At 51.2% G+C, this 24,224-nt stretch carries 24 protein-coding genes; 23 read left to right on the forward strand and 1 reads right to left on the reverse strand.

The annotated features are described in order from the left end of the window. Positions 1 to 43: 43 nt before the first annotated feature. From PHP98_07865 to PHP98_07975, 23 genes are all read left to right on the forward strand, one after another. Positions 44 to 301 (forward strand): hypothetical protein, encoded by a 258-nt coding sequence (locus PHP98_07865; protein MDD5483550.1) that lies wholly within the window; start codon positions 44 to 46, stop codon positions 299 to 301. Beyond that, positions 298 to 516: a DUF2283 domain-containing protein gene (locus PHP98_07870; protein MDD5483551.1), complete on the forward strand. Its 219-nt coding sequence runs from the start codon at positions 298 to 300 to the stop codon at positions 514 to 516. Before PHP98_07865 ends, PHP98_07870 begins: the two co-directional genes overlap by 4 nt. A gap of 239 nt (positions 517 to 755) precedes the next feature. Next, positions 756 to 1,526, forward strand: a complete 771-nt coding sequence (locus tag PHP98_07875; GenBank protein ID MDD5483552.1) for an IclR family transcriptional regulator — start codon at positions 756 to 758, stop codon at positions 1,524 to 1,526. After that, entirely contained in the window at positions 1,516 to 2,340 is an 825-nt protein-coding gene (locus tag PHP98_07880) for a transketolase (protein MDD5483553.1), read from the forward strand. The genes PHP98_07875 and PHP98_07880 overlap by 11 nt, the downstream gene beginning before the upstream one ends. Continuing rightward, the gene (locus PHP98_07885) at positions 2,337 to 3,305 is read left to right on the forward strand and encodes a transketolase family protein (GenBank protein ID MDD5483554.1); all 969 of its coding nucleotides are present in this window, start codon (positions 2,337 to 2,339) and stop codon (positions 3,303 to 3,305) included. Before PHP98_07880 ends, PHP98_07885 begins: the two co-directional genes overlap by 4 nt. Position 3,306: 1 nt before the next feature. Beyond that, complete coding sequence (locus PHP98_07890; protein MDD5483555.1) at positions 3,307 to 3,780, forward strand: RpiB/LacA/LacB family sugar-phosphate isomerase; 474 nt, start codon at positions 3,307 to 3,309, stop codon at positions 3,778 to 3,780. Between the two features lie 18 nt (positions 3,781 to 3,798). Continuing rightward, positions 3,799 to 5,277 (forward strand): CoA-acylating methylmalonate-semialdehyde dehydrogenase, encoded by a 1,479-nt coding sequence (mmsA, locus tag PHP98_07895; GenBank protein ID MDD5483556.1) that lies wholly within the window; start codon positions 3,799 to 3,801, stop codon positions 5,275 to 5,277. Continuing rightward, the gene (locus tag PHP98_07900; protein ID MDD5483557.1) at positions 5,278 to 7,167 is read left to right on the forward strand and encodes a thiamine pyrophosphate-dependent enzyme; all 1,890 of its coding nucleotides are present in this window, start codon (positions 5,278 to 5,280) and stop codon (positions 7,165 to 7,167) included. It abuts the gene before it with no gap. A 27-nt stretch (positions 7,168 to 7,194) separates the two neighbouring features. Continuing rightward, the gene (locus tag PHP98_07905) at positions 7,195 to 8,145 is read left to right on the forward strand and encodes a sugar phosphate isomerase/epimerase (GenBank protein ID MDD5483558.1); all 951 of its coding nucleotides are present in this window, start codon (positions 7,195 to 7,197) and stop codon (positions 8,143 to 8,145) included. A gap of 31 nt (positions 8,146 to 8,176) precedes the next feature. Beyond that, complete coding sequence (locus PHP98_07910; protein ID MDD5483559.1) at positions 8,177 to 9,181, forward strand: dihydroxyacetone kinase subunit DhaK; 1,005 nt, start codon at positions 8,177 to 8,179, stop codon at positions 9,179 to 9,181. A gap of 130 nt (positions 9,182 to 9,311) precedes the next feature. Next, positions 9,312 to 9,956: a dihydroxyacetone kinase subunit DhaL gene (gene dhaL / locus PHP98_07915; GenBank protein MDD5483560.1), complete on the forward strand. Its 645-nt coding sequence runs from the start codon at positions 9,312 to 9,314 to the stop codon at positions 9,954 to 9,956. A 2-nt stretch (positions 9,957 to 9,958) separates the two neighbouring features. Further along, entirely contained in the window at positions 9,959 to 11,113 is a 1,155-nt protein-coding gene (locus PHP98_07920) for a uroporphyrinogen decarboxylase family protein (GenBank protein MDD5483561.1), read from the forward strand. Beyond that, positions 11,113 to 12,171 (forward strand): uroporphyrinogen decarboxylase family protein, encoded by a 1,059-nt coding sequence (locus PHP98_07925; protein ID MDD5483562.1) that lies wholly within the window; start codon positions 11,113 to 11,115, stop codon positions 12,169 to 12,171. Before PHP98_07920 ends, PHP98_07925 begins: the two co-directional genes overlap by 1 nt. A gap of 25 nt (positions 12,172 to 12,196) precedes the next feature. After that, the gene (locus PHP98_07930; protein MDD5483563.1) at positions 12,197 to 13,255 is read left to right on the forward strand and encodes a Gfo/Idh/MocA family oxidoreductase; all 1,059 of its coding nucleotides are present in this window, start codon (positions 12,197 to 12,199) and stop codon (positions 13,253 to 13,255) included. Positions 13,256 to 13,268: 13 nt separating this feature from the next. Further along, a complete protein-coding gene (locus PHP98_07935; protein ID MDD5483564.1) occupies positions 13,269 to 14,252 on the forward strand; it encodes a uroporphyrinogen decarboxylase family protein in 984 nt (327 codons plus the stop codon). Positions 14,253 to 14,333: 81 nt separating this feature from the next. Beyond that, a complete protein-coding gene (locus tag PHP98_07940) occupies positions 14,334 to 15,164 on the forward strand; it encodes a sugar phosphate isomerase/epimerase (protein MDD5483565.1) in 831 nt (276 codons plus the stop codon). Then, positions 15,157 to 15,597: a hypothetical protein gene (locus PHP98_07945; GenBank protein MDD5483566.1), complete on the forward strand. Its 441-nt coding sequence runs from the start codon at positions 15,157 to 15,159 to the stop codon at positions 15,595 to 15,597. The genes PHP98_07940 and PHP98_07945 overlap by 8 nt, the downstream gene beginning before the upstream one ends. A 157-nt stretch (positions 15,598 to 15,754) precedes the next feature. Continuing rightward, positions 15,755 to 17,602: a hypothetical protein gene (locus PHP98_07950; protein MDD5483567.1), complete on the forward strand. Its 1,848-nt coding sequence runs from the start codon at positions 15,755 to 15,757 to the stop codon at positions 17,600 to 17,602. Beyond that, positions 17,583 to 18,536 carry a hypothetical protein gene (locus PHP98_07955; protein ID MDD5483568.1) on the forward strand — a complete coding sequence of 318 codons (954 nt, stop codon included), beginning with the start codon at positions 17,583 to 17,585 and terminating at the stop codon, positions 18,534 to 18,536. The genes PHP98_07950 and PHP98_07955 overlap by 20 nt, the downstream gene beginning before the upstream one ends. Positions 18,537 to 18,613: 77 nt before the next feature. After that, positions 18,614 to 21,517, forward strand: coding sequence for a DUF4091 domain-containing protein (locus PHP98_07960; GenBank protein MDD5483569.1), 2,904 nt, complete (start codon positions 18,614 to 18,616; stop codon positions 21,515 to 21,517). 69 nt (positions 21,518 to 21,586) lie between these two features. Next, complete coding sequence (locus PHP98_07965; GenBank protein MDD5483570.1) at positions 21,587 to 22,234, forward strand: SGNH/GDSL hydrolase family protein; 648 nt, start codon at positions 21,587 to 21,589, stop codon at positions 22,232 to 22,234. Positions 22,235 to 22,278: 44 nt separating this feature from the next. Further along, positions 22,279 to 22,641, forward strand: coding sequence for a hypothetical protein (locus PHP98_07970; protein ID MDD5483571.1), 363 nt, complete (start codon positions 22,279 to 22,281; stop codon positions 22,639 to 22,641). Continuing rightward, a complete protein-coding gene (locus PHP98_07975) occupies positions 22,638 to 22,760 on the forward strand; it encodes a hypothetical protein (protein ID MDD5483572.1) in 123 nt (40 codons plus the stop codon). Before PHP98_07970 ends, PHP98_07975 begins: the two co-directional genes overlap by 4 nt. Before the next feature lie 7 nt (positions 22,761 to 22,767). On the opposite strand, the gene PHP98_07980 is transcribed toward PHP98_07975, so the two are convergent. Then, positions 22,768 to 24,096 (reverse strand): SEC-C domain-containing protein, encoded by a 1,329-nt coding sequence (locus tag PHP98_07980; GenBank protein MDD5483573.1) that lies wholly within the window; start codon positions 24,094 to 24,096, stop codon positions 22,768 to 22,770. Between the last annotated feature and the right edge of the window lie 128 nt (positions 24,097 to 24,224).

Raw genomic sequence — 24,224 nt, forward strand, 5'->3', positions numbered from 1 at the left:
GTTCGGCAAAGAATAAATAATCCTTTTCTCTACGGCATTCATAATGTATCATAAATTTATGGATGAATATGAGTTTACGGAGTATTTTGAGAACGAGGTTTTGCGGAAACGTCCCTATCTCAGAAAAGCATGGTGCATTCGGGTCATTGAAAACTCGTTGAAAATGGAGCCGCAGGAACACAATCGTTTCCGCTTCTGGGGTACGGTTGACGAACTTGAAGGACGCATTCTCCGCGTGATAACGCTGGAAGATAAGAAAACGATACACAACGCATTTCCGGACAGGAGGTTCAAGAAATGAAACTGAATTATTATCGAGACACGGACTCCCTTTACATAGATCTATCCGCCAAGCCAAGCGCTGAAAGCCGGGAAATTTCCGAAGGCATTGTGCTGGATTACGATGCCGAGGGTAATCTCGTCGGGATTGATATTGACAATGCCAGCCGGAAGATTGATTTGAAAGAGGTAGTCTTGAGCAAGATTCCGGCCGAAGTCGAAGCATTGACAGTCTGAGATTAAAGATTGCCGAACCAATCCCTTCACCTTGCGTTTGCGGGTTGGTCGGTTTGTTGATGGTCAGCAAGCGCACACGGCGGCATTGGCGTCAAGCCGTCCTCCGCGCCGAAACCGTAAAAGACCGGCCCGGTTGTTGCCGAAAAAAATCTTAAAAAAACATTTGACATTTAATATTGTTTGTTGTTTAATCATCACAAGGAGTGCATAATGCGCACACTAAGCGCCGGGGTGAAAAGATGATCAGATCGTTGGACAAAGCTTTGCGGCTGGTGGATTTGATTGCCGATGCGGCGGAGGGGATCGGTAATAATGATTTGAGCAGGAAGATCGGGCTGGAGCGGACAACCGTTTTCCGGCTGTTGGAGACGCTGGCGATGCACAATTATGTCCGGCGCGACCCGGTTACGAAAAAATACGCTTTGGGCAACAGGATTCTGGAGCTTTCCCTGATGATCAGGAAGGGGCGGCGGCTTCAGGATATAAGCCGTTCATATTTAAGGAAGCTGGCGCGCGAGACGGGCGAGACGGCGCATTTGGCGGTTTTAAATGGTGATGAAATAATCATCGTAGACCAGGAAATGGGAGGACACCTGATCGGTGTGCATACCCATGTGGGCATGCATGAGCCCATCCATTGCACGGCGCTGGGGAAAGCCTTGCTTTTCCGGATGAATGGCAATGAGATCGGGGAAATTATCGGCGGAAACCGTTTGCAGGCTTACAGCAAAAACACGATCACTACCCTTGATAAGTTGCAACAAGAGCTCGTTGCGTCGCGAAAGAGAGGCTATGCGCTGGATAATGAGGAGTACAAACAAGGTGTGCGGTGCCTTGCCGCGCCGGTTTTGGATCATCGCGGCATGGTCGCGGCCGCGATCGGTATTTCCGGGCTCTTAAAGCGGTTGACGAAAGAAAAACTGGACTCATTTGCGCGGATAGTGAAAAAGACCGGCGAAAATCTTTCCGCACAGATGGGATATTGTCCGGAGAACAGCAATGACGCCTGACATTCAGGATTTACAACGGCGCGCCGCTAAAATCCGTGAAGCGGTATTGCGGACGATCAGCCATGCCGGCGCCGGGCACACCGGCGGCTCTCTTTCCGCGGTAGAGATAATGGCCGCGCTTTATTTTCATGCCATGCGCGTCGATCCTCTCCGGCCGGACTGGCCGGAACGCGACCGCTGTATCCTGTCAAAGGGGCATTCTTCGCCGGTGTGGTATTGCGCCTTGGCAGAAAAAGGATTCTTTCCCTATGAAAAATTGAAGGAATTTGATCGGCTTGACGGCATGTTGCAGGGCCATCCGGACATGTTAAAGACGCCCGGCGTTGATATTTCCGGCGGGTCGCTGGGGCAGGGGCTTTCCGTCGGCATCGGGATGGCGCTTGCCGGCCGGGCGCTGAAAAAAGACTTTTATGTGTTCGTTGTCATGGGCGACGGAGAACTGCAGGAGGGGCAGGTCTGGGAAGCGGCGATGTACGCCGGTTTCCATAAAATTCATCGTTTGATAGCGATTGTGGATTATAACAAGATTCAGCTGACCGGCCGCGTCGCGGAGGTTCTTGATCCCGAGCCTTTGGCCGATAAATGGCGGTCATTCGGCTGGGAAGTTCTAGAGTGTGACGGGCATGACCCCGCCGAACTTGCCGGGAAATTTGACCAGGCCAGGAAAACGGCTGTCAAGCCGGTTGTAATCCTGGCTCATACCGTCAAGGGAAGCGGCGTAACGTTTATCGCCGACCGGGCGGAATGGCATGCCCGGGCGCCGAACCAGGCGGAATTGAAGCTGGCCTTGGCCGAATTGGAAGTAAAAGAATGAAAGCGAATGAAATGCTGGAAATGCGTGTGGTTTTCGGAGACGCCCTGGTTGAATTGGGCAGGGTGAACGAAAGAGTGGTGGTTTTGGACGCCGATGTCGGGTCCTCAACCCAGTCAATCCGCTTTAAAAAACATTTTCCGGAACGCTTTTATCAAGTTGGCGTGGCTGAACAGAATATGATGGGCATAGCCGCCGGACTTGCTGCCTCCGGTTTTATACCGTTTGCATCCGCATTCGCGGCTTTTGCGGCGCGGAAGGCTTGCGATCAGGTAAGCATCTCCATCGCGTATCCCAGACTGAACGTCAAGATTAACGGCGGTTATGGCGGGGTTTCCACCGGCAAAGCCGGCGCCACGCACCAGGCCTTTGAGGATTTGGCCATTATGCGGGCCATACCGAATATGACTGTAATAGCTCCGGCCGATGCCGTGGAAACCAAACAGGCGGTGTTTGCCGCGGCGGAACATGCCGGTCCGGTATATTTGCGGACGGTGCGTTGCGCGGTGCCGGCGGTCTTTGAAGAAGGGCATGAATTTAGAATCGGCCGGTCTTATACGCTCAGGGAAGGGAAAGATATTACCCTGATTTCCACTGGCATGATGACTGCCAAAGTCCTTAAAGCATGCGGGATTCTCAAGGATGAGGGGATTTCCGCCCGAGTGATTCATATGCCGACTTTAAAACCGATTGACGAGGCGGCAATTATCCGGGCGTCATGCGAAACCGGGAAAATCATCACGGTGGAAAATCATGGCGTCATTGGCGGATTGGGAAGCGCGGCGGCTGAGGTTTTAACGGCGCATGCGCCGTGTCATTTGCGGCGGCTGGGCGTGCAGGATTCTTTCGGGGAATCGGGCGATGATGAGGCGTTTTTCTCCAAGTACGGCATGAACGTTGAAAATATCGTGAAATGCGCGGAAGATTTTTTAAGCATTTCGCCATCGGAAAGAAAGCAGAGGGACTGAAGTGAAAATTGCCGTGGCCGCCGAAGTTTGCTCTTTTGAATTGATGCAGATGGTCAAGGAGCATTTGCGTGAAAACGGGCGCCAAGTCATGGATTTGGGCATGCAAAATACGGACAAGCCGGATTTCTTTTATAATATCGCTCCCAAGGTGGTTAGGGTGGTTCTGGCGAAGGAAGCCGACCGTGGAATTTTGATGTGCGGGACCGGCATGGGAGTCTGTCTCTGCGCCAACAAGTTCAAGGGCATATACGCGGGCGTGGCCGAATCGGCGACCACGGCGCGGCTGCATTATGTGATCAACCGCGCCAATATTCTCTGTATGGGCGCCTGGATAGTGGGAAAACTGCAGGCTTTTGACATTGTGGACGCGTATCTTGACGCCGAGATCGGCGCAGGCATGAGCGTGGAACGCCGCAAGGTCCAGGCGGCCGGCTTTGCGGAAATCCAGAAATATGAACGGGCAAATTTTAAATGATTCAGGAAAATAATACCAATGCTGAAAATAAAAAATTACATTAACGGCCAATGGCGGGAAGCGGAAAACACGGATTATCTTGACGTGGATAATCCGAGTACGGGAGAGGTCATTGCCCGGGTGCCGCTTTCCACGGCCGCGGAAACGAATCGCGCCATTGAAGCGGCCCATGCGGCTTTTGCCGGCTGGCGCCGGACCCCGGTTGCGCGGCGCGTTCTCTGCCTTTATGAGTTATTGCATATCTTGCGCGGCCGGGAGGAGGAAATTTCCAGGACGCTGGCGCGGGAAATGGGCAAATCCCTGCCGGACGCCCGAGCAGAGATGAAGCGGGTCTTTGAAAATATTGAAACCGCCTGCGGCATGCCGGTGCTGCAACAGGGCGACAGGTTAATCGGCGCATCGTTTGATATTGACGGCGAAGTCATCCGGCTGCCGTTGGGAGTATTCGGCGTGATCGCGCCTTTCAATTTTCCGGCCATGGTTCCATTCTGGTTTATTCCTTATGCCATAGCAACGGGCAACACATGCGTGCTTAAAACATCCAAACAGGTTCCCTGCACCATGCAGTTGATCGCCGGCCGCATGGATCAAACCGGTTTGCCGCCCGGCGTGTTCAACCTGGTTAATGGAGACAAGACCGTGGCGAACGCCTTGATAGATAGTCCGCTGGTTAAGGGGATATCGCTGGTTGGCTCCACTCCGGTCTGCCGGCAGGTTGCGGAAAAATGTGCCCGGGCCAACAAGCGGTTTCAGGCCATGGGCGGAGCAAAGAACCATCTGGTGGTAATGCCCGATGCCAGAGTGGACGAAGTCATCCGGAACATGGTTTCGTCCTGTTACGGGTGCGCCGGCCAGCGGTGCATGGCGGCCAGCGCTATTATCTGCGTGGGGGAGAAGACCTACCGCGCCGTCTGCGACGGGTTCATCAAGGCTTCCCGCGAAGTGATCGTCGCGAATCCGCTTAATCCAAAGGTGGCGGAGGAGGAGATGGTAATGGGGCCGGTTATCTCGGCCAATGCCAGAAACTTTATTCTGGAAATGATAGAAACCGGCGTCAGGGAGGGCGCGTCTCTTGCCCTGGATGGGCGCGGTCTGGTAGTTGAGGGATGTGAAAATGGATATTTTATAGGGCCGACTGTTTTTGTTGACGTCAAGCCGGGAATGAAAATCCATACAACGGAAATATTCGGGCCGGTGGTGGTCATTATGAAGGCGGAAACCCTGGACCAGGCGCTTGCGGTTATCAACAACCACCAATACGCCAACGGCGCCTCCATCTATACTCGGAACGGTTACTATGCCAGAAAGTTCAAGATTGAGGCTGAGGTCGGCATGATCGGCATCAACGTCGGAATTCCGGCGCCGGTGGCTTGCCTGCCTTTTGGCGGGATGAAGGCTTCGCAGTTTGCCGATATCAAAGCGCAGGGAAAAGCGGTCATCAGCTTCTTAACGGAAGATAAAATAGTTACCGAACGTTACTGGAAAGAGGAACCGTAAATGAAACGAGCCGGTAAAACAGGCGGTTCTGCGATAACAAGGAGGATTTTGGCGCTTGCGGCGCATGGCGGTGTTGCCCGGGCGATTGCCGCCGGCAAAATGAAGCAATTTCAGGATATATCCGTTTCCGAGGCGATTGTGCTTGGACTCTATAACCAGGGCGTCACAAAATATGCCGCGGTGTTCGGCCACGGCGTTACGGATATTGGCGATGTCCTGCGGGTTTATGAAAAAGCCGGCCTGGTCCGGGTCTGGAACATGAGGCACGAAACCGCCGCGGCCCATGCCGTTACGGCCCTTAAGGTGCGCACCGGTGAGACAGCCGCGGTGATCACCTCAATCGGGCCCGGCGCCATGCATGCTTTTGCCGGCGCCTTATGTGCGGCTTCCAACGGCGCCGGCGTTTACCATATTTACGGGGACGAGACCACGCATGACGAAGGATTTAACATGCAGCAGATACCTAAAAATGAACAGGGGTTATTCCTTAAAATGATGTCCGTCATGGGAAATGCCTATGCCTTGTACGAGAAAGAATCAATTTTTACCGCACTGCGGCGTGGTGCGGTCGCGACGGGCCGGAGAGGATTCAGCGGCCCTTTTTTCATGCTCGCCCCAATGAACGTGCAGTCCGCGGTTTTAGAGAACTGCAATCTCCTTGAATTTCCCGGCGAGTATGTTGAGCCCCGCGTCGTTTGCGAAAATGACGCGGCCTTTGAGCGAGCCGTGTCGGCAACCCTTGCGGCAAGGCGAATTACGATCAAAATCGGGGCCGGCGCGCGGGGATGCGGCGCGGAAATCATGGAACTGGCGGAGCTGCTGGATGCCGCCATCGTAAGCGGGCCTTCCAGCGCCGGCATTATTCCCTATTCCGCAGAGCGATACATGTGTGTCGGCGGGTCAAAAGGGTCAATTTGCGGAAATTATTGCATGAACGAGGCCGATCTGGCGATCATTATCGGCGCGCGCGCCGTCTGCCAGTGGGATTGTTCCGGAACAGCATGGAAAAAGGCCGGAAAAATTGTCAATTTCAACATGGATGCGCATCATGCGGCCCATTATAACCGGACCATCCCGATTGTCGGCGACGCAAAATCAAATTTGAGGAAATTTATTGCATGCCTGAAAAACAAAGATATGAAACGGGAACGCACAAAATGGACTGACGCAATTTTTCAAAAGAGGAAAGATTGGCAAAATTTTAAAAAGAAACGATATGCAGTCCCGGCGTTGTTTGACGCCGCTTTTAAGAAGAAAGTTTTGACCCAGCCGGTTGCGATCAAAACGGTTTGCGATTTTGCCGCCGAGGTGGATGCGGTGAAATATTTTGACTCCGGTGATGTTCAGGCCAATGGCTTTCAGATTGTGGAGGATGAAAAAGAGGGGTTGACGGTAACCGATACGGGCGCTTCATACATGGGCTTTGCGGCCTCGGCCCTGCTGGCGCATGCCATGCGCAATGACAAGAAATACGCGATAGCGTTTTGCGGGGACGGCAGTTTCACCATGAATCCACAAGCGCTGATTGACGGCGTTGAGCACGGAGTCATGGCGTGTATCGTGGTTTTTGACAACCGGCGCATGGCCGCCATCAGTAATTTGCAGAAGGCGCAATACGGACTTGATTACAAAACAAATGACTCGGTTGAGGTGGACTATGCGGCTTGGGCCGGTTCCGTAAAAGGAGTTCTGGGAATTGACGGCGGAAATTCCGTGGAAAGCTTGAGGAAGGCGTTGCGAAGGGCGTATAATTACCCGGGACTGGTCCTGATTCATGTTCCGGTGTACGGCGGAGATAACGCGCTTGGCGGCTTGGGGGTTTTTGGCGACTGGAACACGGGCCCATGGTGCGGGCGCGTGCAAAAGAAGCATCATCAGATTGGTCTATAAAATCAAATTTTCAGGAGAAACAAAGCCATGAGATTGGGAATATTGATAAGCGGTTTTGAAAAAGGCTCCTTAAAGGACATTGCCGGGATGGCAAGAAAAATCGGATATTCGGACGTGGAAATATCCGCTTGTTTTAATGACCGCCGGCCGAACATCGCCGCATGCCCGCGCCGCGAGGCCGTGGAAACAGCCAAACATATCAGAAAGATGGGACTTGAGATATCAAGTTTCCAGTGCCATTTTCACTTTGGTTATGCCATGGGGAACAGAGTGGCGATTAAAAATCCTCCTCCCTGTGCGGCGGGAAACAAGGGTGAAAGCATAGAACATACCAAAAAAGTAATAGATCTGGCGGATCATCTGGGCGTGGGGATTGTCCATACGGTAAGCGGCATATTGCCGGAACTGGATACGGTGCAGAATATTCAATATACCGGGGATATTGACTATCCGGCGCGGAAAGAATGGCGGCTCTTGCTGGATTCCTATCGGGTCATTCTGGACTATGCCGCGAAAAAAAAGGTGAAAATAGCCATTGAACCCGTTTTCGCCTATATCGTGGGCAATTATGAAACCACCATGAGATTGTTTGAAGATCTGGGAAGAGACGATCTGTATTTAAATTACGATCCCAGCCATTTTCCGTATCACAAGGAATCGCCTCTTCCTCTGATCAATGATTTCGGCAAAAGGATAATCCATGTCCACGTCAAGGATGCCGGAGTAATAAAACTGAATAAAGAGGATGTAAAACCAGGCGGATACATATACGCCATGCGTTCCGGCACGGAGGCGTTTACGTTTGCACCACCTGGCAAGGGTGTTCTTGACTGGGACGGGATTATTTCGGCATTGAGAAAATCAGGGTATGAGGGCGTTTTGTCCGTGGAAATGGGACACGGTTATCCCGGGTCGCCGGAAGAGAATGCACGTAAATGCTTTGATTTTTTCAAGGCATGGATAAACAAATTTTCATGAGTTAAAATTACGCCGGGGAGGCGGCATGATTATGAAAAAAATCATTAACGATCCTTTCAATGTGGTGGAAGAAACAATCGCGGGGATATTAAAAGCATACCCGCATCATCTGAAACCAGTATCCGGAAGCAATCGGGCGCTGGTCAGGGCGGCTGCGCCTGTGAAAGGCAAGGTGGCAATTGTTACCGGCGGTGGTTCGGGACATCTCCCCGTATTTCTGGGTTATATTGGGCGAGGCCTTTGTGACGGGGTTGCCATCGGAAACGTTTTTTCCTCGCCTTCGGCGGAAGCCATGCTGGCCGCCACGCGCACAGCCCATGGCGGCAAGGGGGTATTACATCTCTTTGGCAATTACGGCGGCGACAAAATGAATTTTGATCTGGCGGCGGAGCTGGCCGGGGCCGAGGGAATCCGCGTTGAACAGGCCCTGGTTAAGGATGATATAGCTTCCGCTCCGCCGGCGGAAATTGACCGGCGCCGGGCGGTGGCCGGCCTTTTCTTCGCCTACAAGATTGCCGGCGCTAAAGCCGAAGACGGCGCCAGTCTTGATGAGGTTAAAACCGCGGCCGAAAAGGCGATTTTTAACACCCGCAGCATGGGCGTGGCCCTTACGTCCTGCATTGTTCCGGCGGCAGGCAAGCCCACTTTTAGTATTGCCGAGGACGAAATGGAATTCGGCATGGGTATTCACGGCGAGCCCGGCGTGGAACGGACAAAAATGAAGTCAGCCGATGAAATTGCCCAAATTCTGACGGAAAAGATTATGGCCGACCTGCCATTCCGGAAAGGCGATGAAGTTGCCGCACTGGTAAACGGCTTGGGCGCAACGCCGCCGGAGGAGCTTTTCATTCTCTGGAATAAAACCCACGACATTTTACTTGAGCACGGCATAAAAATCCACAGGTGCTACGTGGGCGAATATGCAACTTCAATGGAAATGGCCGGGTGTTCTATCAGTCTCTTGCGTCTTGATCAGGAGCTGAAAACACTGCTTGATGCGCCGGCCTGTTCGCCGTTTTTGAAAATGCAAGAATAGGCGCTGCAATAAAAAGGAGGATTAACCGCGAATTACACGGATGACGCTGATACCGGCAGTTGACAATCATTGATCGGCCGCCACAGACAGAACCTATCCGTGAAATCCGTGTCAGCGGTTGATTTTTTAAATGAAAACAAAATTATCCTTTCCGGAGTTCATTTTGCTCTTGGACAAAATATGCATAGAGATGGAAGCTGCCGGTGAAAAACTGGGGGAACTGGATGCGGCTTGCGGGGACGGCGATCTGGGAATGAATGTAATGCTGGGATTCAAGGCGGTCAGGGAAAATCTGCCCATGCAGGCCTCGGCGGATATTGGCGAAGTGCTCGTCAAATCCGGCCTGGCATTCGGCAAGGCGGGCGCTTCAACCTTTGGCGCGCTGTTATCCACCGCGTTTATCCGCGCCGGCGGACGGGTAAAAGGATTAAAAGAAATTGATTTGTCCGCCGTGGCCGGGATGATAAAAGCGGCGGTGGAAGGCGTCCGGGAACGGGGCAAAGCTCAGGCCGGGGAGCGGACCATGCTGGATGCCATGATTCCGGTTCAGGCGGCGGTGGAAAAATCCCTGCTGGAAAACAAGTCCCTTAAGGAATTCCTGGAAACGGCGGCAGTTGCGGCGGAGCAGGGCGCCGCCGCAACCGCCGATATGAAGGCAAAACACGGCCGGGCCGGCTGGCTGTCGGAAAGGTCAAAAAATATTCCCGATGCCGGGGCAACGGCGATGGCCGTTTTGTTCAGGGCGGCGGCAAAACACGCGCAATTGGAGCAATGAATATGTCAAGTTCGGATAATTCTGAGTTCGTCAATCCGGAAGCGAGAAAAACATTCCGGGCAACCATGTGCTTTCAAAAAAGCGATTTTATTCCCAGCTTTGAAGCATTGGGGTTTTGGGATGACACCGTAAAGCGTTGGCATGCGGAGGGATTGCCTGCCGACCAGACTCCCTGGGAATATTTTCGTATTGACCGGCTTATGGATAACACGGGAGGTTTTGAGAATCCTTCTGCGCTGAAAAGGCTCATAGACCTTGTTTTTCAGATTCCCTATTGGCCGTTGTTTGAAACGAAAGTCATTGAGGAAAAAGATGATTATTTGATCAAGCAGGATGAAGACGGCGTCATTAAAAAAGTGATGAAACATGGCGTTTCCATGCCCCAGTTTCTGAAATTCCCGGTGGAAACCCGATTGGACTGGGAAAAAATCAAAGAGAGGCTGAACCCGGAAAGCGAAGAACGATACGGCGCTATCAAAGCCATGGCTTCTGACCTGAGAAAACGCCGGCATATCCTTCGTTTTGGCATTTGCGGGAGCTACGGGTTTCAGCGGAATCTTTTCGGTGAAGAAAAACTGGCTTATCTTTTTTACGACGCCCCCGGCCTTCTGCATGATGTTATGAAGCATTGGCTTTGCTTTCAGACGGCCGTTGCCGACCGCATCTGTCCTTTGGTTGATTTTGATTATGTTTTCCTCTGGGAGGATATGGCGTTCAAGACGGCCCCTTTTATATCGCCGGATATTTTCAGAGAATTTATGTTCCCCTATCTTAAGGCATTTATCGGGCATGTCAGGGCCAGGCACCATCTGGACCTTTTTATGGTTGATTCTGACGGAAACAACTTGGCTCTGCTTCCATTGCTTGTGGAAGCAGGGATAAACGTTTTTATGCCCTGTGAAATAGCGGCCGGTATGGAGCCGGTGTCGGTCAGGGAAAAATTTCCGAACTTAGCCCTTCTGGGCGGGATTGATAAACGCGCCTTATTGAAAGGGAAGAAAGAGATAGAGGCGGAAATCATTAAAAAAGCGTCTCTTTTGCCGGCCGGCCAGGGGTATATTCCTTCTGTGGACCACGCGGTTCCTCCGGACGTGTCTTTTGAAAACTTTTGTTATTACACTAAATTTCTGAGAAAAATTACCGGAGGTGTTTTTTAATGACATCAAAAGAACGGGTTTTAAAAGCCGTTAATTCGGAAGAGGCGGACCGGGTGCCTCTTGATTATTTTGCCATGCCGGAGATTGACGAGAGGTTAAAACTTCATCTCGGTGTCAAAACCCGGGAGGAATTGCTTCAAAAGCTCGGGATAGATTTCAGGATTGTGGCGGGAAAATACAAGGGGGCTATTCCGCAACCGCCGGCGGAAGGAATAATCATGGATGAATGGGGGGTGGGGAGAAAGGCGGTAAGCCACGGAACCGGCGTATATAATCAGGAATGTTGCCGGCCCCTCGAAAATGCCAGGACAGTTGACGAAGTGGAAAATCATCGGTGGCCCAGCGCCGAGGACTACGATTTTTCCGGCATAAGAGAAGAATGTAAAATGAAAAAGGAATATGCCATATGTGGAAGCGGGCCGACGGCGGACTGGATAAACCGCGCCAGCTACCTGCGCGGTTTTGATAATTTTCTGGTGGACCTGGCCGAGGAAAACCCGGTCAGTTTAAGGATCTTGGACAAGATGACGGATTTCTATTGCCAGTATGATAAACGACTGCTGGAAGAGGCTGGCGGCGGGATTGATATACTTTGGATAGGAGATGATTACGGCACCCAGAAAGGACTTCTTTTAAGCAGGGAAATGTGGCGGAAAGTTATCCGGCCGCATGTCGCGCGCATCATAATCCTGGCCCATGATCATGGCGCGAAAATAATGTTCCATTCCTGCGGCTCCATCCGGGAGTTGATGCCCGATTTGATAGAAACGGGCGTGGACATCATTGATACGCTTCAGCCGGAAGCAAAAGGGATGGCGCCTTCGGAATTAAAGGGGGAGTTTTATGGCAAGGTGGCGTTCCATGGGATGATCAGCACGGCCGGGACGCTTGCCTGCGGAAAACCGGAAAACGTCCGGCGCGAGGTGATGGAAAGGCTGCGGGTCATGAAGCCGGGCGGGGGATATATGCTGGCGCCCACCCATTTCATTCAATCCAATACCCCGGAGGAAAATATCGTGGAAATGTATAAAACCGCGCGCGAATACGGTTGTTATTAAACATAATTAAACCAGGATGCATAATATGGGCACAAAGATAAAAGTGGGCTTGATCGGAGCGGGCTGGATATCTTCTTGTCATGTCAAAGGTTACCGGGCCTTGGGCGACCGGGTGGAGATATTGGCAATCGCCGACGCCAACCAGGAGCGCGCGGAAAAATTACGCGCCGCAACAGGAGCGAAACATGTCTTTGGTAATTGCCGGGATTTGTTGGAACTGGCGGAAATAGACGCCGTGGACATAATGTTGCCGACCTTTCTGCATGCGGAAGCAGCTATATCCGCCTGCCGGAAAGGAAAACACGTTCTTTGTGAAAAACCGTTTGCTTCAACCGGAAGAGAATGCGCGCAAATGGCCGCGGCCGCCCGCAAGGCGAAGGTTCTTCTCATGCCGTTTCATAACCTCGTGTTTTTCCCTTCCATTCTCAAGGCGTACGATGTCCTTCAAAAGGGAGAAATAGGCCGGCCCGTTATTTACCGGGCAAAACATATTTTCGGGTACCCGGGCGGGAGCATGAAGTTTCTTGAAAACAATTACCGCGGTGATAGACGCAAGAGCGGCGGCGGCGCAATCATGGAAGGCGGCGCCCACTCCATATATCTTGCGGAAAGACTCATGGGAAGAATTGCGCGTGTATCCGCCAAACTCACCCGTTTCCCTTCCGGAAAGTTTGAAATAGAAAACGGCGGAGTCGTACTCTTTGAGTTTGCGAACGGCGCGGTCGGCACAATGACGGTCTACTGGGGCGCGGGTTATGGCGATGACGGGAAGGAAATCATCGGCACAAAAGGCGCCCTTATTGTCAACGGCATGGAATACCAGTCGTTACGGAAGCCCCCTTTGGGGATTTATCGGGATCCGAAAGCCCTGGGACATCATACCAGCGACGCGAGCCAGTCGTGGGAGTTTCCTTATATTGATTTTGATTGGGAAAAGTCTTTCGTGAACACAATCGTTCATTTCATAGACTGTATCCAAAACCATAAAAAAGCGATTATAAATGCGGAAGATGGAAAAAGCGTTATAAAAGTCGTGGAGGCGATTTACCTGTCGGCCAGGCAAGGTAAATGCGTCAGGGTATAATAACGAGGGGAAGATGAACGGTTACGAGCTGGTAAAGAAGGCGATTGAATTTGGTTCGCCGGAGCGGGTGCCGGTCGTCTCAGTGAAATTTGATCCTGAGCGCGACAATTGCACGATAGATTACGGCACATTGGGGGCAGGCGCAAAGCTTTGGGAGCCCTTGCGCGCAACGCAGGATGAATGGGGGTGCGTCTGGAACCGGACCGGCCTGGATAACATGGGGCAGGTGAAGGAACATCCCTTGAGTTCCCGGGAGGCAATGAAGAATTATAAATTCCCGGACCCGGACGCCGGGGACAGATTTGCCAATCTGGAAAATATTTTAAAAGACGTTGCCGGCAAATATGTCCTGCTTAATCTGCCTTTCACGCTCTTTGAAAGAATGCACTATTTGCGCGGGTTCACGGAGCTTCTTGAGGATTTTTATTTGTATCCGGAGGAAGTCCGTGGGCTGGCGGAGAAAATCGTTGATTTTCAAATTGGCGTGGTTAATCGGCTTAAGGATTTCAAGGGGCGGGTCCATGGAGTGCTGATGACGGATGACTGGGGCACGCAGTCTGCCACAATAATCAGCCTGCCTTTGTGGCGGGAATTTTTCAAACCAGGCTATAAAAGACTCTTTGCGGCGATCCATGATATGGGGATGCACACCTGGCTGCATTCGTGCGGCAAGGTCAACGACTTCATCAATGAATTTATTGAGGTTGGTCTGGATGTAATCAACCTCGGCCAGCCGGCGCTGGCGGGGATTGCAGAAACCGGCAAAAAATTTGCCGGCCGGATTTGTTTCGCCAGTTTTGTGGACGTTCAAACCACGTTTGTACGCGGGACTCTTGACGAAATCAGGGCCGAGGCAAAGCTGATGATTGAAAAACAGGGGACGCCCAAAGGCGGATTTATCGGATTTGATGTTGATTATGAGTGCATCGGGGTTGCCAAAGAAAGAAGGGATGCAATGATCAGCGCCTTCAGGGAATTCGGAAAGTTATCGTGTTAATCTTTTGAACCAGAAAACCAAAGGGATTGAACATAACGATATGACAGAATGATGTTTATATCTTAAGGAGGAGAAGAAAATATGCATGATCGTATAGGCGTGATGGCTTCACTCAAAGAAAAAGGATCCGGTTTTAAAGAAATGAAGCGGTACAACCTTAAAGTCTGCCAGTTATACAGTTGGGAGCCGCATGTCTGGTCGGAGGAATTGGCCGGACGGGTCCGCGCGGACGCGAAATCGTCAGGCATCCATATTACGGCCTTTTGGGCGGGTTGGACCGGGCCGGCGACGTGGAATATGGTTGATGGCCCCGGCACCTTGGGGCTCCTGCCGGCGGCCTATCGTTATCATCGCATAATGGAATTGACCAAGGCCGGTGATTTTGCGCAAAAACTGGGAGTTCCCGCAATTATTACCCATCTCGGGTTTATCCCTGAAAATCCGCTGGATTCTCTTTTCCGGGACATGGTCATTGCCGTACGCGCAATAGCGCAGGAATTGAGCAAACGCAATTTGGAATTCTGGTTTGAAACCGGGCAGGAAACCCCGTTGACCTTGTTGCGGCTGATCAGGGAAGTTGGCGCTCCAAACCTGGGGATTAACCTGGATCCGGCAAACTTGATCTTATACGGGAAAGGCAACCCGATTGACGCATTGGATGTGTTTGGTAAATACGTGCGGAATATTCATGCCAAAGACGCGTTATGTCCGACGGACCCTTCGCAAATTGGCCGGGAAGTAAAAGTGGGTGAAGGCCGGGTCCGCTTTCCGGAATTTGTTCGGAAATTAAAAAAGATCGGATTTAAGGGCGAGTTTATCATTGAACGCGAAGTTTCCGGGGAACAGCAGGCGCGGGATATATTGGAAACGACCAAGTATCTGAAAAAGCTGTTGGAGGCAAAAAATGATTAAAGCCGGTTTTATAGGAACGGGTGGTATTTCCGTTCTGCACTTGAAATATTTGCAGACTCGGAAAGACGTCAATATCACCGCTTTGTGCGATTTGAACCGCGACCAAGCTTTGAAACGTCAAAAAGAATTCGGCGGCGTCATTGCCGCTCATACGCACAGCTGGGTGGCCGACCGCTGGCGCAACGAAATAAACTTCAGCGGCGAAGAAAACTTCTACCGCCTTAATTTGAACATCAATTCTTTGGCGGGCGATCAGCCAGCGGCGGCGGAATGTAACCTTTACGGCGGCCGGAGGAAAAAAACAGCTCCGCGAAAGACTCCGTTTCAATTTCAACAGGAATCAAGAAGTATTTTTGAATACGAAAATGAAATATTCCTGAAACAGGTTAAATCGGGCGATTGGAGCGGCAATCCCTGTGACTATTCCGATTGACTGCAGTCCTTGCATCTGACTTTGGCTTGCGACAGGGCGCTGATGAGCGGAAAGGCTGTCAAAGTTTTGCCCTGGCCTGAAAACAGCCGCAACCGTCCCGGCAAGAAGGAGCAGGATTAATTTGACAACCGAAATGTTTGTGAAAAATAAAATGCGCATGACGCATATAAAAAAGCTGGCTTATGTGATAGCCGGGGTGTTTTTTGTTTTTGCCGGCCCGGGAATAACCGAGGTGGTGAGAGTTTTTCCGCTTGCGCATCCGGTAACCAACAAACGAATTCTGCCCGACACGGATTTGTTATTGTTCAGCTCTTCGGTTTCCGAGATTATGGTTTTGGCCTGTCCGGGTGAATACGAGCCGGCCAGTTTTGTTTTGAGGACAGAAGAGGACATGGAAGGGGTCACGGCGGAAGCGGCGGAACTTGAGGGGAAGGAGAACGCCATGGCGCCCGGGAATGTTGATATCAGGGTGGTCAAATGCTGGTGGCAGGATAAAGGTATTGGCTATCGGGAGGAAACGCCCGCTAGGTTGTATAACCCAACGAGCTATTCAGCGGTAAAGACATTGATTCCTGAATTGCTCCTGCACGACGACAGTCTGGTAAAAGTGGACAAGGAGAATAATTATCTGAAGCTTGTTTTTGAGAAAGGTTCTCCCGCGCAGAGGGAAGAGTATGTCTTGGCAAGCAGGGAAGGGGGGATAGACCTGCCGCGGGAAAAACTTGACCGGTATATCAATTATATCTACGACAGCCCGACCCTGGTTCCTTTCAATCTTAAAAGGAAAGAGAACAAGCAGTTATGGCTTACCATAAAAATTCCTGATAATGCCGCGCCCGGTGTCTATAAGGGCGAGGTCAGGATAAAGAAGGGGCAAGCGGTTCTGGGTGCCATCCCGATGAAGGTCCGGGTGCTTCCCATAAAGTTGCTCCCGCCCTATCATGTTTCAAGTATTTACTATTATATGCCGTCCGGTGTTACCTACCAGGAGAGGCAATTCAGGCAGTTCCGGAAAGAGACGGAGAACCTTCTGGCGCACGGGGTATTTAATCCTGTGTTTCCAACAGAGTTGGTCGTTAGGGATCCCGGTTTGAAAGATATGGAAGAGGCATTAAAGATAAGAGAAGAATTGGGGATCAGGGGACAGCCTTTATTCATTTGCGGCAACGCCCAGAATCTGGGGTTTTCCACATCCGAAAATTCAGCCGTAACCCCGTCCCAGCTTGAGGAATTGAAAAAGAAAACAAGGGATATCCTGGCAATGGCCGGCAAGTTTAATATTCCCGAGGTGTATTTCTATGGAGTGGATGAAGCAAAAGGCGATAGGCTCGCGGCCCAGAGACCACTCTGGGAGGCCATCCATCAGGCCGGCGGAAAGGTGTTCGCGGCCGGTTATATCTCCGAAGGCGAACAACGCGGCAACTTTGAATTTGCGGGTGATATTCAGAATTTGCTTAATTGCGCCGGATATCCCTCCAGGCAAGAGGCGGCCAAATGGCATTCGGCCGGACACAAAATCACCTGTTATGCGAACCCGCAGGGAGGAGCGGAAGTGCCGGAGACCTACCGGCGGAACTTTGGCGTCCTTCTCTGGCAGTATGATTATGACGGCGCCATGACTTGGCTTTATCAGTGCGGCCACTATCATGAAAATAAGGGCGCCTTGAATACCTGGAATGATTTTACTCCGTTGGTTTGTTATAAAGCGGCTAATATGGTCTATCCGGCAGCCGACGGGGTGATAGATACGTTGGAATGGGAAGGTTATCGCGAAGGGGTGGATGACGCGCGATATTTAGCCGCCTTGGTTGCGGCGGCGAAAGAAGCCAGGGAAAGCAAAGACCCGAAGATGAAGGATGCGGCCGGCCGCGCAAACGGTTTTCTGGCTGAATTGAAGCAGGGCGATATCAACCGGGATGTGGAGGATATGGACCTTTTGCGGCTGAAAATGATAGACCTCATACTCAAGCTGAAGGGAGAAGATAATGAACAAGAGAATAATTAAATTCCTTCTCACCCTCCTCCTTTTTCCCCTTGAATTAAAGGCGGAAAGCGCGGATGCTTTGATTCCTTTTCTTTCCCAACAGCCGGTTCTGGATGGCAGGATTGCGGATGACATTGCCTGGAAGGACATTGCGCCCCTCGGCCCGTTTTATCTTCTTAAGAATGGAGAAAAGGCCGTCCCCCAGACAGCGGTAAGAGTAGGGGTATGGGGCGACAGCCTTTATTTTGGAGTGGTTGCCATTGAGCCGGAGGTCGCAAAAATAAAGGCAAAATTGAATGATACCGAAGACCTCTGGACAGAGGACAGCATAGAAGTGTTTATTTTGCCGAAAGGCAGCAAAGATTATTGTCAGTTCGTTGTTAATGCTGCCGGCAAAAGGTTTAACGGCCGGAATGCGGGCGATGTTTTTCCGTTGTGGGACTGGGAGGCAAAGACATATAAAGACAGAGATTGCTGGTCAGTGGAGATAAGAATCCCGTTTCTCCTGTTTAATGCCATTCCATCGGGCGTATGGCGGGGGAATATCTGCCGGAACAGGCGCATATCCCAAGAATCCTATTCTTCTTGGGCAAGCCAGCAAGTGTCTTTTCATCAGTCGGGCAAATGGGGCCGTCTCATATTTCTTCCCTGTGATGCCTCCCGGCCGGTTTCTTCGGACCTGGTCGGTATTGTCAAAAAAGAGCTGGATTCTCTTCCCGGGCGGGAAACGGAGGGTGTCTCCAAGCGAATGCGGGAAAAAGGTAAAGCGGCCGCCCGCGAATATTTTTCTTGCCTTGATTATTTGACGCTCGGCGATGCGTACGCATTGCTTGGAGAAATATGGGGCTTCCGGCAAAGAGAGAAATCAGAATTGGAACAATTGAGGCGCCGGACAGCCGAAATAAAATTCCTGGCCTTCAAAAGGCGGTTTTTCAAGGAGCGCTGGGTAAAATGACCAAACGAAACATCTTGTTAATCGTTGTTTTTAGCTTTTGTTTCGCTTTTTCAATCCGCGCGGAAGCGCCACAGACCATGACGGTTGCTTTAATTTACAGCAACTTCCGGCCGGCTCAGCGATATGCCTACGATGGCGTCTTTGCCTCTTTGAAATGTAATTTTGACAGATGGGAGAATGTCAATGTGGATAAACTGGCCCAGTCTCTTCATGATTATGATATTCTCCTTTTTCATGAAAACTGCAATCTGGCAAACCCGCAGAAATTTGACCGCTACCATGAGCAATGGCGCTCCTTCTTGGAAAATGGGGGTGTGATAATTATCCAGGAAGCCGCGGCCAATGACCATTTAGACTGGCTTGCTTCCCTTGGCGCTTCCTTTCAACTGAGTGTTAAAATTTATCCTGAATTTCAAAAGAGCAATGACTGGACCAATCCCGGCGCCGAATTAAACTTTGGGCCGCTTCTATCGTCCTGGGCGCACTTTACAAAGTGGCCGCCGGAATGGATCGTCGCCAACCGTGATGGCCATGATATGCCGATAGTTCTTTATCAAAGGGTGGGAAAAGGGCTGATCGTGGTTACCACTTCTTATTTTAGCCGCGGATTCCCGCTTGCGGGACATTTCAAAACCATCCGGGACCTGATATTGAAGGAGGGGAAGACCGCGCCCGTGAAAGTGGTCTCTGTTTCCTGGGGGGATAAATTCATTGGAAACAACGAGCTTCGGGCGACAGTGGAGAATACCGACGATGAGTCCGTGGATGTGAGCGTTGCAGCGGTTGTCACCCGATGCGGAGGAGATGCGGTATCGGCGGATCAGAATAAAATTTACCGGATACCAGCCAATGGAAGCGCAGAGATTGTTTTGCCCTATCGCATAACAAAGGAGGGAGAGCGGTATATCAGATTCACCTTGGGCGACGGTTTGAAAAAAACGATTTATTTCCGCGCCTCGGAAGAGGTGAGCATAAGCCGCCTGGAAGGCGCGCTCAGTAAGTTGGCAGCGGAAATCGGTAAAAGCAAGGAGGATTTCTTCGCGCTGACAAACTCTTTTTCCGGCTATGGATGGTTTAAGGACTTTGGAGATCAGTGGTTGCAGGAGCTTTCTGTTCGCGAAACTGATTTCATGAAATGGGAGGAGGACATGGCGGGCATGTCTGCTTTGGGCAAAGCCGCCTGGGAAACTCAATTCGCGGCTGTTAAAAAGGCGCTTGAAGACGTGGATGAACTCGGGCGAAACCTGGAAACATTGAGGAAAAGAAATGAAATGTGGAAGAATCAGGCGGTCAAGTCCGACGCAGGCGCTCGATTTGCCGTCTCCGGCGCGACATCTTTGGAGAAGGTGTTTCGTGATAAACCGTGGAATAAGCCTGTTATTCAAGAACTGACGCTTCAAATGGCGGCGAATGAATATGAGAGCACTCAGATTGTCATAATTCCTCTGCAAGGCGGTGAACTGCCCGGTCTGAATGTGGTTTGCTCTGAGCTGATATCGGAAAATGGCGGGAACTGGATTTCCGCCGAAAACATAGACATCCGGCGGGTAGGTTATGTGTCTTATCCCCATTACCCCTCCGCTGGCCATGATCTTTCAGACGCGAATAAAAAGTCAGATTGGTATCCTGATCCCCTCCTGCGGAACAGAACATTCAACATAGCTTCTGACGATGTTGTCCAATCGGTGTGGATTACAGTCCATGCTCCTCCCGGCACGGCGCCGGGCGAATACAAGGGAACTTTAACGGTATGTCCGCCTGATAGTCCGCCCAGGCATCTCCCTTTTACGGTAAAGATATGGGACTTTGAACTCTCGCAGGATTTACTTCCCACAGAATTTACTTTCCGGCCCGGCCAGGTTGTCAGGTTCTATTATGGTGCTCAGGAATTAAAAAACACCTGGGAACGCATGCCGGCCTCCCTCTGCCGCGAATATCTTCAGTTTTTTTTGCGTTACCGCATAACGCCCCAGGTCCTTGACGAAGGGGTGGGCCGAAGCCGCGCTTCTGTTCCATATTTGGGTGAACGATGGGAAGGCGATAAACTGGTCCTTGATTTTGGCGAATTTGACAAGAACGTGGAACTGATGCGCAAAAACGGGGCGAAGTTTATCCGGGCGGGATCTTTCTCCGGAAACGAGATTGATGAAAACTACTGGACGAACTATCTTCCCCGGGTCTCTGATCATATCAAGCAAAAAGGGTGGCTTGATGCTTTCTATGTTTACCTGAAGGATGAACCAATTCGGGAACAATTCGATCTGGTAAAAAAGGAGGCATCCCTGGCTGGAAGATTGGCCCCTGGTTTAAAACGCCTGTGCACGGCGGCCATTGATGACTATTTTACGTCTGACCCGGAAAAATACATAGACATTTGGGTGCCGCTCATCCCTTACTATAATGCCGGGCTTGCCCGACAGAGGCGGCAAAAAGGAGAATCCGTCTGGTTCTATGTGTGCTGTACTCCCGAGCGGCCGAACTTTTTCATCTGCCAGCCTTCTATGGAACATCGTGTTCTATTTTGGCTTTTGGAAAAATATCAGGCCGAGGGGTTTCTTTACTGGGGGCTGGCAGTCTGGCAGCCCAACACGATCAATGATATTGAAGAAGATGGAAGTCCAAAGAAGTCATGGAATCCCTCCGCCGCCTGCAAACTTCCCGCCGGTGACGGCTTTCTTGCCTACCCGGCCGGTAAAAAAATCGCGGATGGCCTGAACCCGTCAATAAGGCTGGAAGTGATCAGGGACGGGTTGGAGGATTGGGAATATTTCCGCCGCTTGGAGGAAAGGTTAAAAGAACTGAAGGAGAAAGAAGGAGACAAAATTCAGAAGTTAATTAAAGAGACCGAGGTGGTATTGGAGATTGAGAAGGATTTAATAAGGGACAAACAGGATTATAGCAAGGAGCCGGCAAAGCTTTATCAGAAGAGGGCGCATGTGGCCAGGCAGATAGAAAAGATAAAGCAAGCCGCGCGGCCGTGACCGGCATAGCGAAAAATGCCGGTTGCGCGATGCGAAAGAATGAAAACCCGAAAGGAGCTTAAGCCAACAATGGATGCAAGAATAAAAAATAACGAAAAAATATTATTTATCGGAGACAGCATAACAGATTGTGGCCGTCGCGCTGCGGAGCGTCCGCTGGGCAACGGCTATGTCAGAATATTCAGGGACTATTTGATTATCCGCGCATCGGCGAAGAAAGTCGTGATGGTAAACAAAGGCATTGACGGCGATACCTCGGTGGCGTTGTTGAATCGCTTGGAGGATGATCTATTGCGGCATAAGCCGGACCGGATTTCAATCCAGGTCGGGATTAACGATCTTTACCGCCATCTTGCGCGTGCGGCGGACGGCGTTTCGCCGGAAAGTTATGAGGAGGTTTATCGGAAAATGTTGAAACGCATCAGGTCTGAATTGCCAAGATGCATGCTTTTGTTGATTCAGCCTTTTTATATCAGCAGGGAATCTTCAAAAGATAGTTTCCGCCAAAATATCCTGGGGCTTCTGCCTCAATATTTGAAGGTGGTTGAAAAGATGAGCGAGGAGTTCAACACCCGCATGGTCAGGACGCATGCAATGTTCCAAAATCTGCTGAAATATTACGAGCCGGACGTGTTCTGTCTTGAACCGGTGCATCCCAATTTGACGGGGCACGCGGCGATTGCCTCGGCAGTGTATGATCTGTTTTGTCGGTCATGACATTATGGCCCAACCCGGCTATGCCGGGTTGGGGTTCACAAGCATTGGGGGGCTGGGATCTACGAAGAAATCTACGAGAAGCGCGCGCGCGTACGAATTATATTCTTGCCCCCAATGACCGCGTTTGCCCGAAACTGGCGGAACTGGGCAAGCTTTTCGACTCCTGCCTGGCCGAAACCGACACCAAAATCATCGTGTTTTCGGAATGGGAAAGGATGCTGGAATTGGCCCGGGATTTATGCAAACGGGAGAAGATCGGTTATGCCTGGCACACCGGCTCGGTCCCGCAACATCGCCGGTGGGCTGAAATCATGACCTTCAAAAACGATCCGGCCTGCACGCGGAATTTTTCGGCAAGGCAAGGACAAAACCGATCCTCTGGCGCCGGTGCGCCTGCAGGTGATTGACCGGCCCGCTGGCGCACGTCTGGGGCGCGCCGCATCCGGAATTCATGGCCCTGGCCGAAGGCCGCACGCCGACCGCCCTGCCCTTATTGTGCGACAAGTTGGAAGCACTGACCGTTTGAAATAAAATCAGGCCTGATGCGATTCATCTATTTCTTTAATGGCATGGCGCAAGGAAGAAAAACACAGAGCGTGAAGGAAAATAATGTCTTCGGGACGGCGACCGCCGCATATGGACATCAACGCGCCTTGAACGGCTTTGAGAGATTCGTGATCCTCGGCTGCTATTGTCTGCCGATATTCATTCAACTGTTTTCTCAATTGCGTTATTCTTTCCAACGTAAAAACGGCGCGGGTCATTTTGTCCGTAATCTCCCAAAGCAGATCGCTCGCGTTCCTTTTCGCGGCCTCCAGAGGCTGTCGATCGGGAGGCCGCATAGCGGAGGACGTTTCCGGAGCCTCATGAAGACGCCTGGCGTACTCCTCAAGCCAGGGCGCAGTTTCCTCCGGCAAAAGCAGGAATATCACGGCGTCATCCCCCTCCAGCAATGACAACGCGGCGCGTTCGCCAGCCAGGCGGTTGGCTTCCATTGCCGCTGCCACCTCGGGATTGGCCTCTATTTTCTTTTTTAACCAAAGATCCTTCACCGGCTCGCGCTTCTGTTCCGCCAGCCACTTGTCGAAGCCGTTCTCGCCGATTTGTTTCATATCCTCCGGCTTGATGCCCAGCCCTTCCAGCAGGGTTGCGTTTTCCCGGTCGCGCTGATTCGCCCATTCGCAGAATCCGTGCATGAACATGGCCATCAGGAAAGGGTTGCTTTGTTTCGGCTCCTCCTCGGTTAAACAGGCGCACAATTGAATGAGACACGCGTCAAGATGGCGGCCTGTTTTCACATAGGACGGCAGTTTTAGATAAAGAAACGCGATTGCACGATAGCGATAGGTTTCGTCGGCCAGGAAAAGGATCGCGTTCTTGACTATTTCATGATCATGTTCGCCCACGATATAAGTGGCAGGATAACCGAACTTTTGGAACGCGCGGCGAACATCGTCAATTCCGAACCGTAAATCCATGAATTCTTTCTCGGAGAATAATTTTTCGGTTTGAGAAACAAGCTTTTTGTCATTATCCACCCATGCCTCAAAATCGCGGTGATAAAGCTCCAGCGCCTTTACAGCCGCATTAATTTCTCCTTCACGCTGCCGACACTCATTTATCAGATCATAATCGCGCAACAACGGCTCTAGCTTGGCCCTCAATTTTGACGAAACATGCGGCAAACGTTCCTTGAGGTCGCCGAATATTTGCTCATCGGTTGGTTCTTCCTCAAGCGGCAAGTCCGGAAATTCATCGGCGGCGTCAGAGACCTGTGAAAAATCGATGCCGCTGTTCAGGCAGCATCGTTTATATTTCTTGCCGCTGCCGCAAGGACAGGGATCATTCCGGCTGATTTTCATTGAACCAATAATCAGGGGTCTGTTTTATTTCCGTTATTCGAGAATGGTTCTCGGTATGGCCTAAAAACAGAATGTCAAAGATTGCCAGTAGGTGTCAAGCCCATGTTTAAATAGATGTGCCGGTTCCC

The sequence above is a fragment of the Kiritimatiellia bacterium genome (assembly GCA_028715905.1).
In the GTDB taxonomy this organism is placed as follows: domain Bacteria; phylum Verrucomicrobiota; class Kiritimatiellia; order JAAZAB01; family JAAZAB01; genus JAQUQV01.